Origin of the sequence: Streptomyces sp. NPDC003036 (genome assembly GCF_040611175.1) — a bacterium.
Taxonomy (GTDB): Bacteria; Actinomycetota; Actinomycetes; order Streptomycetales; family Streptomycetaceae; genus Streptomyces.
Window position 1 is genome coordinate 50,596 of sequence record NZ_JBEXNO010000028.1, and the last position, 12,500, is coordinate 63,095.

Annotated in this window: 12 protein-coding genes; 9 read left to right on the forward strand and 3 right to left on the reverse strand. The window is 74.3% G+C overall.

The window, feature by feature from the left end; genetic code table 11:
* Positions 1-7 precede the first annotated feature (7 nt).
* Together ABZX67_RS21295 and ABZX67_RS21300 are read left to right on the forward strand one after the other, a co-directional pair.
* Positions 8-448 carry a GNAT family N-acetyltransferase gene (locus tag ABZX67_RS21295; protein WP_355362421.1) on the forward strand — a complete coding sequence of 147 codons (441 nt, stop codon included), beginning with the start codon at positions 8-10 and terminating at the stop codon, positions 446-448.
* Between the two features lie 31 nt (positions 449-479).
* Positions 480-1,652 (forward strand): methyltransferase, encoded by a 1,173-nt coding sequence (locus ABZX67_RS21300; protein WP_355362423.1) that lies wholly within the window; start codon positions 480-482, stop codon positions 1,650-1,652.
* A 30-nt stretch (positions 1,653-1,682) separates the two neighbouring features.
* On the opposite strand, the gene ABZX67_RS21305 is transcribed toward ABZX67_RS21300, so the two are convergent.
* The gene (locus ABZX67_RS21305) at positions 1,683-2,906 is read right to left on the reverse strand and encodes a beta-ketoacyl-ACP synthase II (RefSeq protein ID WP_355362425.1); all 1,224 of its coding nucleotides are present in this window, start codon (positions 2,904-2,906) and stop codon (positions 1,683-1,685) included.
* Positions 2,907-3,195: 289 nt separating this feature from the next.
* On the opposite strand from ABZX67_RS21305, the gene ABZX67_RS21310 reads away from it, so the two are divergent.
* Genes ABZX67_RS21310 through ABZX67_RS21325 form a run of 4 tightly spaced genes read left to right on the forward strand, consistent with a single transcriptional unit; the run spans position 3,196 to position 7,369 of the window.
* Complete coding sequence (locus tag ABZX67_RS21310) at positions 3,196-4,146, forward strand: alpha/beta hydrolase (protein ID WP_355362427.1); 951 nt, start codon at positions 3,196-3,198, stop codon at positions 4,144-4,146.
* A complete protein-coding gene (locus ABZX67_RS21315; protein WP_355362429.1) occupies positions 4,139-5,329 on the forward strand; it encodes an acyltransferase in 1,191 nt (396 codons plus the stop codon). The genes ABZX67_RS21310 and ABZX67_RS21315 overlap by 8 nt, the downstream gene beginning before the upstream one ends.
* Positions 5,330-5,354: 25 nt before the next feature.
* Entirely contained in the window at positions 5,355-6,692 is a 1,338-nt protein-coding gene (locus ABZX67_RS21320) for a sensor histidine kinase (protein WP_355362505.1), read from the forward strand.
* Entirely contained in the window at positions 6,689-7,369 is a 681-nt protein-coding gene (locus ABZX67_RS21325) for a response regulator transcription factor (protein ID WP_355362431.1), read from the forward strand. The genes ABZX67_RS21320 and ABZX67_RS21325 overlap by 4 nt, the downstream gene beginning before the upstream one ends.
* 15 nt (positions 7,370-7,384) lie before the next feature.
* Here the strand turns inward: ABZX67_RS21325 and ABZX67_RS21330 are convergent, their stop codons facing one another.
* The gene (locus tag ABZX67_RS21330) at positions 7,385-7,975 is read right to left on the reverse strand and encodes a TetR/AcrR family transcriptional regulator (RefSeq protein ID WP_355362433.1); all 591 of its coding nucleotides are present in this window, start codon (positions 7,973-7,975) and stop codon (positions 7,385-7,387) included.
* Positions 7,975-8,835 carry a class I SAM-dependent methyltransferase gene (locus ABZX67_RS21335; protein WP_355362435.1) on the reverse strand — a complete coding sequence of 287 codons (861 nt, stop codon included), beginning with the start codon at positions 8,833-8,835 and terminating at the stop codon, positions 7,975-7,977. Before ABZX67_RS21335 ends, ABZX67_RS21330 begins: the two co-directional genes overlap by 1 nt.
* 91 nt (positions 8,836-8,926) lie before the next feature.
* On the opposite strand from ABZX67_RS21335, the gene ABZX67_RS21340 reads away from it, so the two are divergent.
* The 3 genes from ABZX67_RS21340 to ABZX67_RS21350 all read left to right on the forward strand — a co-directional run bounded on the left by ABZX67_RS21340 (position 8,927) and on the right by ABZX67_RS21350 (position 12,460).
* Positions 8,927-9,415 (forward strand): helix-turn-helix transcriptional regulator, encoded by a 489-nt coding sequence (locus ABZX67_RS21340; protein WP_355362437.1) that lies wholly within the window; start codon positions 8,927-8,929, stop codon positions 9,413-9,415.
* A gap of 10 nt (positions 9,416-9,425) precedes the next feature.
* Positions 9,426-9,842 (forward strand): VOC family protein, encoded by a 417-nt coding sequence (locus ABZX67_RS21345; protein ID WP_355362439.1) that lies wholly within the window; start codon positions 9,426-9,428, stop codon positions 9,840-9,842.
* A gap of 224 nt (positions 9,843-10,066) precedes the next feature.
* The gene (locus ABZX67_RS21350) at positions 10,067-12,460 is read left to right on the forward strand and encodes an excinuclease ABC subunit UvrA (RefSeq protein ID WP_355362441.1); all 2,394 of its coding nucleotides are present in this window, start codon (positions 10,067-10,069) and stop codon (positions 12,458-12,460) included.
* The last annotated feature ends 40 nt before the right edge of the window (positions 12,461-12,500 follow it).

The window sequence follows — 12,500 nt, forward strand, 5'->3', positions numbered from 1 at the left end:
TCCGATCATGGACCCCCTGACGGCGAACGCCCTGGACGCGTACGAGATCTCCACCGACCCCGCCCGCCTCGACCGCGCCCGCGTCCACCACTGGCTGTCGACCGACGCGTACTGGGCGCTCGGCCGCAGCCGCGACAAGCAGGACCGGGCGATCGACGGATCGCTCAACTTCGGCCTCTACGAGACCGACTCGGGTGAACTCGTCGGCTACGCCCGCGCCGTCACCGACCACGCCACCTTCGCCTGGCTCTGCGACGTCTACGTCGACCGCGCCGCCCGCGGCAAGGGCCTGGGCACCGCCCTCGTCGAAGCGGTCCGCGACCACTTCGCCCCGCTGGGCGTCAAGCGCATCATGCTCGCCACCGAGGACGCGCACGGCGTGTACGAGAAGATCGGCTTCCGGCCCCTCGACGTGCCCGAGCACTGGATGGCGCTCCGATGCCGGTAGGCCGCGGGCGAGCGGCTAGCCTGAGGTCACGATGAACCGTCTGACCACGCCCTGGGGCGATGCCGAGCTCGCCCGCTTCCCCGAGGACCCGCGCGACCCGCTGCGCGCGTGGGACGCCGCCGACGAGTACCTGCTGCGCCACCTGGCGGAGGAGTCCACCGACCTCTCCGGCACCGTGGCCGTCGTCGGCGACCGGTGGGGGGCGCTGGTCACCTCGCTCGCCGGGCTCCACCCCGAACGGACCGGCCCCGCCCCCGTACAGATCACCGACTCCTTCCTCGCCCGCGAGGCCACCCGCGCCAACCTCGCCCGCAACGGTGTCGAGGAGGCGTCCGTGCGGCTCCTCACCACGCGCGACACCCCGCCCGACCGCGTCGACGTGCTACTCGTCCGCGTCCCCAGGAGCCTCGCGCTCCTGGAGGACCAGCTGCACCGCCTCGCCCCCGCGCTGCACGCGGGCACGGTCGTCGTCGGCACCGGCATGGTCAAGGAGATCCACACCTCCACGCTGCAGCTCTTCGAGCGGCTCGTCGGCCCCACCCGCACCTCGCTGGCCGTCAAGAAGGCCCGCCTGATCTTCTCCACGCCGGACCCCTCGCTGCCGCGCACCCCGAGCCCCTGGCCGCTGCGGTACGCGCTGCCCGACGACGCCCCGGCCCCCGTGGCCGGCCGGACCGTCGTCAACCACGCCGGCGTCTTCTGCGCCGACCGCCTCGACATCGGCACGCGCTTCTTCCTCCGGCACCTGCCGACGGCGGGTCCCGGCCGCCGCCGCGTCGTCGACCTCGGCTGCGGCAACGGCGTCGTCGGCCTCACGATGGCTCTCGCCGACCCGGACGCGGAGCTGCTCTTCACCGACGAGTCGTACCAGGCGGTGGCGTCGGCGGAGGAGACGTACCGGGAGAGCGGCCCGGCCGGGACGAAGGCGGAGTTCGTGGTCGGCGACGGGCTCGCGGACGTATCCGCGGACTCCGTGGACCTCGTCCTCAACAACCCGCCCTTCCACAGCCACCAGGCGACCACCGACCGCACGGCCCGGCGCATGTTCACGGACGCCCGCCGCGCGCTGCGGCCCGGCGGCGAGCTGTGGGTCGTCGGCAACCGGCACCTGGGCTACCACGTGACGCTGCGGCGGATCTTCGGTAACTGCCAGGTCGTCGCCGGCAGCCCGAAGTTCGTGGTCCTGCGGGCGGCGAAGCGGTAACGCCCGCCCCCGGGGCCCTCGGCACGGACCTTACGGCGCCGCCGTGAACACCAGCGAGGCGTTGTGCCCGCCGAAGCCGAACGCGTTCGTCAGCGCCGCGCCCACCGGCCCCCGCCGCGGCTCCCCGGTGACGACGTCCAGTTTCACCTCCGGGTCCAGCGTCTCGACGTTCACCGTCGGCGGGACGACGCCGTCGCGCACCGCCAGGATCGCCGCCAGCGCGCCCACCGCCCCCGCCGCGCCGAAGAGATGACCCGTCATCGACTTCGTCGCGGTCACGGCCGCGTGCGTGCCGACGGCCTCGGCCACTGACCGCGCCTCCGCCAGGTCGCCCTTGGGCGTGGAGGTCGCGTGGGCGTTGACGTGCCCGATGTCCAGCGGTGACAGGCCCGCCGCCGCGAGCGCCATGCGCATCGCGCGCACCTGGCCCTCCGGGTGCGCGGCCGTGATGTGGTACGCGTCCGACGTCACGCCCGCCCCGGCGAGCGCCGCATGGGCGCGGGCCGCCCGCGCCGCGGCGAACTCCGCGCGCTCCAGCACGACCACCCCGGCCCCCTCGCCGATCACGAAACCGTCCCGGTCCACGTCGAAGGGCCGGGATGCCCGCTCCGGGGCGTCGTTGCGCGTCGAGTGGGCCCTGGCCTGTGCGAACCCGGCCAGCGTCAGCGGGCAGACGCACGCCTCGGCGCCGCCCGCCACCACCACGTCCGCCCGGCCCAGCCGGATCAGGTCCAGGCCCATGGCGATCGCCTCCGCGCCGGACGCGCAAGCGCTGACCGGGGTGTGCGCGCCGCCCCGGGCGCCGAGCTCGATGCTGACCCAGGCGGCCGGGCCGTTCGCCATCAGCATCGGCACCGTGTGCGGGGACACCCGCCGGACCCCGGACGCCTCCAGCACGTCGTCCTGGCCGAGCATGGTCAGCGCCCCGCCCGTGCCCGTACCGATCACCACGGCCAGCCGCTCCGGCTCGACCTCCGGCGCCCCCGCGTCGGCCCACGCCTCCCGCGCGGCGACGAGCGCGACCTGCTCGCAGCGGTCCAGGCGCCGGGCCTGGACGCGGTCCAGGACCTCGGTGGGCTCGACCGCGAGCCGGCCCGCGATCCGTACCGGTAGCCCGGCCGCCCACTCCTCCTCGATCGGGCGGATCCCCGACCGGCCGGCCAGCATCCCGGCCCACGTGGCGGCGGCGTCTCCGCCGAGCGGGGTGGTGGCGCCCAGACCCGTCACCACCACGTCACCTGTGTAAGCGCTCACTGGCACACCCTCCTTTATTGAGATCGCACAACAAGATCACTTCGCCTGTCACTCTGCCAGGGAGCCGATCCATGGTCAGGTGCGTGTCTCCACGGAATCCGGCCGTGCAGGGTTAGAGGAAACCCACAGTCGCGTTGGCCCGCCCCCTACCCGTCATACCTGAGAGCCACCGCCCGGATGCCCTCCCTGGTGGGACGCGGATCACCCGGCCCGCTCCCTAACGTCCGCACCGGAAGCACGCACGACAGCCCCTCAGTTCCTCAGCCCCTCCGGTATGGAAGGACCGCCCATGGCGTCCCGCCTGCGCCGCGCCCTGCTCGCCGCGCTCCTCACCACCTCGGTGGCGCTGCCGGTGTCGGCCGCGGCCCGCCCCTCGGCCGTCCCGGCGCCCGCCCCGCCCCGCCTCGCGCCGCTGACGGCCGCCACGACCACGCCCGGGACGCTCGACGCGCGGTACGCCGCGAACCGCGCCTCCCTCCGCGCGGCCGAGCGCATGGCCGCCGGCCACGGCGACCGCCGGCGGGCCGCCGCGCTGCGCGCGATGGCGGACCCGGCACGCCGCTTCCTCCACTTCGACGGCCGCGACGGCGGCCGCACCGCCGAGGTCGTCGGGGACCTGGCACGCGCCGACCGCGTCGCGGTCCTGGTCCCGGGCGCCGACACCGGCCTCGATACGTACGGGCGCTTCCACGCCGGCGCCGTGGCGCTCCAGCGCGAGCTGGGCGACCGGGCGGCCGTCGTCGCCTGGCTCGGCTACGCGACGCCGCGCACCCTGGGCCCCGAGGCCCTGACGGACGGCCGGGCCGCGGACGCCGGGCCGCGACTGGCCGCCTTCGTGCGGGAGTTGGCCCGGGCCAAGCCCGCCGCCCGGATCTCGCTGCTCTGCCACTCGTACGGCTCCGTCGTCTGCGCCGACGCGGCCCCGGGCCTGCCCGTCGCCGACATCGTCCTGTACGGCAGCCCGGGCACGGGCCGCACCGGCACCGCCCGGCAGCTGCGCACGACGGCCACCGTCTGGGCGGGCCGGGGCGCCGCCGACTGGATCGCCGACGTGCCGCACGTACGGCTCCGGGTCCCGTTCCTCACCACCGTCGGGTTCGGGACCGATCCGGTGTCGCCGGAGTTCGGCGCGCGCGTCTTCGACGCGGGAGCGGGCGGCCACAGCGACTACCTCGCACCCGGTTCCGCACCCCTGCGCACCCTCGCCCGCATCGTCTCCGGGGAGGTTCCCGATGCGTGAGCTCGTCCGGCGGATCGACGCCGCCACCCCGCCCGGCCGCGACCGCGCCGTCGACGCCCTGCGCGCGCTCGCCATCCTCGGCGTGGTCCTCGGGCACTGGCTGGTGACGGCCCTCGTCGCCGACAGCGGCACGGTCCGCGCCACCAGCCCGCTGTCGTACCTGCCCCACCTCGCCCCCGTCTCCTGGCTGTTGCAGACCCTCGCCGTCTTCTTCCTGGTCGGCGGGTACGTGGCCGCGCGGAGCCACGCCGCGGCGCGCGCCGGGGGCACGCCGTACCGGCGGTGGCTCGGCGCGCGCCTGGTCCGGTTGTCCCGGCCGGTGGTCCCCGTGGTGGCGGTGTGGGCCGTGGCGGCGGTCGCGATGCTGGCCGCCGGGGCGGGCGACGGGACCGTACGCGCCCTGCTCAAGCTGGTGCTGTCGCCCCTGTGGTTCCTGCTCGTCTTCGCGGCGCTGACGGCGGCCACCCCGCTGGTCGCGCGGCTGCACCCGCTGTGGCCGCTCGCCGTCGTGCTCCACGTCGACCTGGCGCGCTTCGGCCTCGGCGGCCCGGACGCGCTCGGCTGGGCCAACGTGGCGGCCGGCTGGCTGGTGCCGTACTGCCTGGGCACGCTCTGGGCGCGGCACGGCCTGCCGGGGCGTACGACGGGATGGGCGCTGCTCGCCGTCGGCGCCGCCGCCACCGCCGGTCTCGTCCTGTTCGCCGGCTACCCGGCGTCCATGGCCGGTGTGCCCGGCGCCGCGGTCTCCAACCTCAACCCGCCGACGCTCGCCGCCGTCACCTTCGGCCTCGCCCAGTGCGGTGCGGCGCTGTTGCTGACGCGCCCGCTGCGGCGGGTGCTGAGGCGGCCCGCGGCGTGGGCGGCCGTGGCGCTGGTGAACCTCTCCGCGATGACCGTCTTCCTCTGGCACCAGACCGCGATGATGGCCGTCACCGCGCTCGGCCTGCTCGCGGACGGGCCCCTTCCCGGGCTGCACACCGTGCCGGACGGCGCCGGCTGGATCCTGGCCCGCCTCGCCTGGCTGCCGCTGTTCGCGGCGGCGCTGCTGGTGTGCCGGGTGGCGTTCCGCACGTACGAACAGGGCTCCGGCAGGCGCTCGGGTCCGGGCGCGAGCCGAGTGGTGCGCGTGGGCGGCCCCGCGCGGGAGAGGGAGGCGCGGCGTGACCGGCAAGACACGCTTTAGGGTGAGCCCTGTGACGAGGGGGATCATGGGGGAGCGCTGGGCGAAGGGCCCGCGTGCGGTGCTGCGCGCCCTGCGCGAGGACCTGCTGACGGCGGACCCGGAAGGACTGCCGGGTGCCCGGGCCCCGCGCTGGCTCGACTGGCGGCCCGCGCTCGTGGTGCCGCTGATGCTGATCGCCGGGACGCTGGTCATCCTGGGCACCGAGGAGTACGGCGAGGACTACGGACTGGGCGACGGGCTGGGCCTGCTGCTCGCCTCCGTCCAGGCTGCGGCGCTCATCGCCGGGCTGTACTTCCCCGTCCCGGCCTGGTGGGCGGCGACACTCGTCATGATCATGGCCACGCAGCCGGTGGCCGACGGCGCCGTCGCCCCGCACTCCTGGATACCGGGCCCGCTCCCGGCCCACGCGGGGGTGCCGTACCCCTGGACGTCCGGCGGGCTGGTGGTGCAGGCGGGCGTGCTGTTCCTGCTCGCCCTGCGGGTGCGGCTGCGGGCCGCGGCCACGGCACTGGTCCTCACCCTCCTGGCGGGCCTCCTTCTGCTGCTGGACGCCGTGGGCTCCGGATACCACCTCGGGAGTGTCAGCCTGGCCGTGCCGGTCCTCGTGGGCACGACCGTGCTCGGCTCGGCCCTGCGCGGCCGCCAGGTGGCCCGTACCGAACTGGTCGCCCAGGCGGAGCTCACCGCCGGGGAACGGGCCCGGCGCACCCTGCTGGAGGAGCGCCACCGGATCGCGCGCGAGCTGCACGACGTGGTCGCCCACCACATGTCGGTCATCTCCATCCAGGCGCAGGTCGCCCCGCACCTCGTCGCCGACCCGTCCGACGAGCTGCGCGAGAACCTCGCCGGCATCCGGCAGAACGCCGTCGAGGCCCTCACCGAACTCCGCCGCGTCCTCGGCGTCCTGCGCTCCGAGGAGGCCCTCGCCGAGGGCGCGCGCCACGCCCCGCAGCCGACCCTCGCCCAGCTGGACGAGCTCGTCGCGGGCGTGCGCGGCGCCGGTGTCACCGTCACGGCCCGCACCACCGGAACCCCGCGTCCGCTGCCGCCGGGCGTCGAGCTGTCGGCGTTCCGTATCGTGCAGGAGGCGCTCAGCAACGTGATGCGGCACGCGCCCGGGGCGGAGGTGCGCGTGGAGACGGGGTACCACCCCTCCGGGCTCACCGTCCGCGTCACCAACACCCCGCCGCTCCACCCCGCCCAGCCCTCGCCGGGCACCGGTCACGGACTGCTCGGCATGCGGGAGCGCACGGCGATGCTCGGCGGCGACCTCGCCACCGGGCCCACCCCGGACGGCGGTTACGAGGTGACCGCGGTCCTGCCGGCGCACGCGACGAACCCGACCACCGAGGACCCCGTATGACGACCCCCATCCGCGTCCTGATCGCCGACGACCAGATGATGGTCCGCCAGGGCTTCACGGTGCTGCTCAACGCCGAACCGGGCATCGAGGTCGCCGGCCAGGCCGTGGACGGTCTCGACGCCGTCGCCAAGGTCGCCGAACTCGCCCCGGACGTCGTCCTGATGGACATCCGCATGCCCGGCCTCGGCGGCATCGAGGCCACGCGCCGCATCACCGCGGCACCCGGCGCCACCGCGCGCGTCCTGGTCCTGACCACCTTCGACCTCGACGAGTACGTGTACGAGGCGCTGCGCGCGGGCGCCTCCGGCTTCCTCCTCAAGGACGCGTCGGCCGACGAACTCGCCCAGGCGGTACGGGTCGTGGCCGGGGGCGAGGCACTGCTCGCGCCGAACATCACCAAGCGGCTCATCGCCGAGTTCGCCCGCGTGACCCGCACCGCCACCGTCCGCACCCCGCGCCAGGGCCGCGCCGGCGACCTGACGGAGCGCGAGACCGAAGTGCTGGCGCTGATCGCGCAGGGCCTGTCCAACGCGGAGATCGCCGAGCGTCTGGTCGTCGCCGAGCAGACCGTGAAGACCCACGTCGGCCGGATCCTCGTCAAACTGGGCCTGCGCGACCGCACACAGGCGGCGGTCTTCGCGTACGAGACGGGCCTGGTCCGCCCGGCCGGGTACTGAGCCGGTCGGGCGCCCTCACCGGCGTACGGCGCCGGCGAGGACCGCGGTCACGACCTTGGCGACGGCTCCGTCCTCCGGCGGCGCGCCTTCCCGGTCGGCGAACAGCAGGTGCACGGCGCCGATGAGCGTGGGAGCCAGGGTGTCGACGTCGGCGTCGGCGTCGACGCGGCCCCGTTCCCGCTCGGCGGTCAGGTACGAGGCGATCATCGCGGCGGCTTCCGCCAGGACCGGGACGCCGGCCGGCCCGTCCCGGCGCAGCCGGGCGCGCAGCTCGTCGCGGGAGATGACGAGGGCGACGATGGACACGGCGACCGACCGGAACAGGCCCGTCAGCGCGCCGGTGAGGTTGTCGGTGACCGAACCGCTCCCGGCGCAGGCGCGCAGGGCCCCGGCCTGGTCGTCGATGCGCCGGACCCGGTCGCGTACGAGCTCGGCGAGGAAGTCGTCGAAGTCGGCGAAGTGCCGGTGCAGGACGCCCTTGGCGCAGCCCGCCTCCGTGGTGACCGCCCGGCTGGTCAGCGCGTTCGGCCCGTCCCGGAGCAGGACGCGCTCGGCGGCGTCGAACAGCTGCTCGCGGGGGTCGCGGAGGGCCACTCCCGTCGGCATCAGGCCCCGCCTCGAGTTCCGGCCCCGCCTCGGATTCCGGCCTCGCCGCGCACCGCGGTGACCGCCACCGTGACGTAACGCATCGTGAAGCCGCCGCCCCGCGCGTCGATGGCGGCCCCGACACCCTCCAGGACCTCCGCCAGCTTGTCCGGCGGGAGGCGGGTGAAGGCGCCCTGGGTGGGCATCTGATCCAGCCACGCGTCCCGCGTGTAGGACCACTCCCAGTCGAAGCGCCACTGCTCCGGGGCGCCGAAGCCGCCCGCCTCGCGCATGCCGTCGGCCGCCTTGGCGAAGACCGTCCGGTACGCGTCCAGGGCGCCCCGCGCCATCGCGTGGGGGTCGAACGGCGCGTCGGGCAGCGCCCGCCGGCAGACCTCGGCGACGGCTTCGGCCAGGTCGGGCGGGAACTCGAAGGCGCTCCAGAACGGGGCCAGCAGCCCGCCGGGGCGCAGCACGCGCGCGGCCTGGGCCGCTCCCGCGGCGGGGTCGATCCAGTGCCAGGCCTGGCCGGCGACGACCGCGTCGAAGGCCCGGCCCGCCGGATCCCACGCCTCGAACGTCGCCACCTCCACCTCGGTTCCCAGCCGCCGCGCCCGGTCGGCCATACGCGGGTCGGGCTCGACCCCGAGGACCCGGCAGCCGGCCTCCTGGAACTGCCGGGCGGCGATGCCGGTACCACACCCGACGTCGAGGACGCCGGGGCCCGGGCTGCCGGCGACGATCCGCTCCACCAGGGCCTGGGGATAGCGGGGCCGGGCCCGGTCGTAGCGCTCGGCGTCCGTGCCGAACGACTCGGCCACCCGGCGGTGTCGGTGAGGCTCGTGCGCGGAGGAGCGACCTCGCTCCGGTGGAGTGGGCATGTGCCCACCTTTAGTGGGCGCATGCCCACTCGTCAAGGTCCACGACGCCTCGCCCGCCCCGGTGCCCCGGCCGCGTGCCATGCTGGTGCGTATGGCGACCCTGGATGATCTGGTACGGCTGCGACGTGCCCGGGACGTGATGGACCGCGACTACGCGCAGCCGCTGGACGTGCCCGCGCTGGCCAGGGTCGCCCACATGTCGGCCGGGCACTTCTCGCGCAGCTTCCGCGCCGCGTTCGGGGAGACGCCCTACAACTACCTGATGACCCGCCGCATCGAGCGGGCGAAGGCGCTGCTGCGGCGGGGCGACATGAGCGTGACCGAGGTCTGTTTCGCGGTGGGATGTACCTCGCTCGGCTCGTTCAGCTCGCGCTTCACCGAGCTCGTGGGCGAGAGCCCGAGCGCCTACCGGGCCCGCCCCCACGAGGCCGGTGCCGGGATCCCGGCGTGCGTCGCCAAGGTCCTCACCCGACCGGCCAGGAACCGGAACCGTGAACCGGTCGGGGCCGGGGAACAACCAGCCGGGGCCGGAGAGGGATCGGTCAGGATCGGAGAAGCGGAAGCCGCCGCCGCCTCGTAGCGTCGAGGGCATGGACATCAAACTCTCCCAGTGCTTCATCGCCGTCGACGACCATGACAAGGCGCTCGCCTTCTACCGCGACGTCCTCGGCTTCGAGGTGCGCAACGACGTCGCGTTCGAGGGGATGCGCTGGGTGACCGTCGGCTCGCCCGCGCAGCCGGACGTGGAGATCGTTCTGGAGCCGCCGCTCGCCGACCCCAACGCCTCGCCCGCCGACCGGCAGGCGATGGCCGAACTGCTGGCCAAGGGCATGCTGCGCGGCGTGATCTTCACCACCGACGACTGCGACGCCACCTTCGAACGCGTCCGGGCCGCCGGCGGCGAGGTGCTGCAGGAGCCGATCGACCAGCCGTACGGCGTGCGCGACTGCGCCTTCCGCGACCCGGCCGGCAACATGCTCCGCTTCAACCAGCCCCGCAAGCGGTAAGGGCGGCCCCGCAGGCCGCGGTAAGGGCCGACCTCGGCCGGGTCCGGCCCCCGCCGCGGAGCGCTCCAACTCCCCGGCGGGGCAAGCGACTCGGCCGTTCCACCGGGGAACGCGGCCGGCGGTGGTCGCGCTCCCCGGCAGGAGGGATACTTCCCCGACGCCGCAAGATCGCCGGCCGCATCGGCCGCACAGAGACACCGGCCCCGCCCGCAGAGGGAGAGACGATGAGCATGGCCACGACGACGGACACGCAGTCGCCCGTGCCGCCGCACACCGCCGACAGCCACGACCTGATCCGCGTGCACGGCGCGCGCGTGAACAACCTCAAGGACGTCAGCCTGGAGATCCCCAAGCGCCGGCTGACGGTGTTCACCGGAGTCTCCGGTTCGGGCAAGAGCTCGCTGGTGTTCGACACGATCGCCGCGGAGTCGCAGCGGCTGATCAACGAGACCTACAGCGCCTTCGTCCAGGGCTTCATGCCGACGCTGGCGCGGCCCGACGTCGACGTACTCGAAGGCCTGACGACCGCGATCATTGTCGACCAGCAGCGGATGGGCGCCAACCCCCGCTCCACGGTGGGCACCGTCACCGACGCCCACGCGATGCTGCGCATCCTCTTCAGCCGGCTCGGCCGCCCGCACATCGGCTCGCCGCAGGCCTTCTCCTTCAACGTCGCCTCCATCAGCGGAGCGGGCGCGGTCACCTTCGAACGCGGCGGGAAGACGACGAAGGAGCGGCGCGACTTCAAGATCACCGGCGGCATGTGCCCGCGCTGCGAGGGCATGGGCAGGGTCTCCGACGTCGACCTGACCCAGCTGTACGACGACACCAAGTCGCTCAACGAGGGCGCGCTCACCATCCCCGGCTACACCGTGGACGGCTGGTACGGCCGCATCTACAGCGGCTGCGGCTTCTTCGACCCCGACAAGCCGATCCGCGACTTCACCGAGAAGGAGCTGGACGCCCTCCTCCACAAGGAGCCGACCAAGATCAAGGTCGAGGGCATCAACCTCACCTACGAGGGGCTGATCCCGAAGCTCCGCAAGTCGATGCTGTCCAAGGACCGGGAGGCGCTCCAGCCGCACATCCGGGCGTTCGTGGACCGGGCCGTCACCTTCACCACCTGCCCCGACTGCGACGGCACCCGGCTCACCGAGGCGGCCCGGTCCTCCAAGATCGGTGGCATCAGCATCGCCGACGCCTGCGCGATGCAGATCAGCGACCTCGCCGCATGGGTCCGCGACCTCGACGAGCCCTCGGCGGCGCCGCTGCTCGCCTCGCTGCGGCAGACCCTGGACTCCTTCGTGGAGATCGGTCTCGGCTACCTCTCGCTCGACCGGCCGTCGGGCACGCTGTCGGGCGGTGAGGCGCAGCGGGTCAAGATGATCCGCCACCTCGGCTCCTCGCTCACCGACGTCACCTACGTCTTCGACGAGCCGACCGCGGGCCTGCACCCCCATGACATCCAGCGGATGAACGACCTGCTGCTGCGGTTGCGCGACAAGGGCAACACCGTGCTCGTCGTGGAGCACAAGCCCGAGGTGATCGCCATCGCCGACCACGTCGTCGACCTCGGCCCCGGCGCCGGCACGGCGGGCGGCACGGTCTGCTTCGAGGGCACCGTAGAGGGGCTGCGGGCCGCCGACACCGTCACCGGCCGCCATCTCGACGACCGGGCCGCCCTCAAGGAGGCGGTGCGCAAGCCCACCGGCACGCTGGAGATCCGCGGCGCGACGACGAACAACCTGCGGGGTGTCGACGTCGACGTCCCGCTCGGGGTGCTCTGCGTGGTCACGGGCGTGGCCGGCTCCGGCAAGAGCTCCCTCATCCACGGGTCGATCCGCCCGGACGACGGCGTGGTCTCCATCGACCAGACCCCGATCCGCGGCTCGCGGCGCAGCAACCCGGCGACGTACACCGGGCTGCTCGACCCCATCCGCAAGGCCTTCGCCAAGGCCAACGGCGTCAAGCCGGCGCTCTTCAGCGCCAACAGCGAAGGCGCCTGCCCCACCTGCAACGGCGCCGGCGTCATCTACACCGACCTGGCGATGATGGCGGGCGTCGCCACCGTCTGCGAGGAGTGCGAGGGCAAGCGGTTCCAGGCCTCCGTCCTCGACCACCACCTCGGCGGCCGGGACATCAGCGAGGTGCTCGCGATGTCGGTGACCGAGGCCGAGGAGTTCTTCGGCGCCGGCGAGGCGCGCACCCCGGCGGCCCACAAGATCCTGACGCGGCTCGCCGACGTCGGGCTCGGCTACCTCACCCTGGGCCAGCCGCTCACCACGCTCTCCGGCGGCGAGCGGCAGCGGCTCAAGCTCGCCACGCACATGGCGGAGAAGGGCGGTGTGTACGTCCTCGACGAGCCGACCACCGGCCTCCACCTCGCCGACGTCGAGCAGCTGCTCGGCCTTCTCGACCGGCTTGTCGACTCCGGCAAGTCGGTCATCGTCATCGAGCACCACCAGGCGGTCATGGCGCACGCCGACTGGATCATCGACCTCGGCCCGGGCGCCGGCCACGACGGCGGCCGGATCGTCTTCGAAGGCGCCCCCGCCGACCTCGTCGCCGCCCGCTCCACCCTCACCGGCGAGCACCTCGCGGCGTACGTCGGGGCCTGAGCGGGACGGCCGGCGGGACTCCTTTGCATAAAGCTGCATA

Coding starts and splice junctions, on each gene's coding strand:
- ABZX67_RS21330 (WP_355362433.1), bottom strand. CDS start 7,975: ATGCCGACGGGAGTGGCCCTCCGCGACCCCCGCGAGCAGCTGTTCGAC.
- ABZX67_RS21325 (WP_355362431.1), top strand. CDS start 6,689: ATGACGACCCCCATCCGCGTCCTGATCGCCGACGACCAGATGATGGTC.
- ABZX67_RS21350 (WP_355362441.1), top strand. CDS start 10,067: ATGAGCATGGCCACGACGACGGACACGCAGTCGCCCGTGCCGCCGCAC.
- ABZX67_RS21295 (WP_355362421.1), top strand. CDS start 8: ATGGACCCCCTGACGGCGAACGCCCTGGACGCGTACGAGATCTCCACC.
- ABZX67_RS21335 (WP_355362435.1), bottom strand. CDS start 8,835: ATGCCCACTCCACCGGAGCGAGGTCGCTCCTCCGCGCACGAGCCTCAC.
- ABZX67_RS21300 (WP_355362423.1), top strand. CDS start 480: ATGAACCGTCTGACCACGCCCTGGGGCGATGCCGAGCTCGCCCGCTTC.
- ABZX67_RS21310 (WP_355362427.1), top strand. CDS start 3,196: ATGGCGTCCCGCCTGCGCCGCGCCCTGCTCGCCGCGCTCCTCACCACC.
- ABZX67_RS21345 (WP_355362439.1), top strand. CDS start 9,426: ATGGACATCAAACTCTCCCAGTGCTTCATCGCCGTCGACGACCATGAC.
- ABZX67_RS21340 (WP_355362437.1), top strand. CDS start 8,927: ATGGCGACCCTGGATGATCTGGTACGGCTGCGACGTGCCCGGGACGTG.
- ABZX67_RS21315 (WP_355362429.1), top strand. CDS start 4,139: ATGCGTGAGCTCGTCCGGCGGATCGACGCCGCCACCCCGCCCGGCCGC.
- ABZX67_RS21320 (WP_355362505.1), top strand. CDS start 5,355: ATGGGGGAGCGCTGGGCGAAGGGCCCGCGTGCGGTGCTGCGCGCCCTG.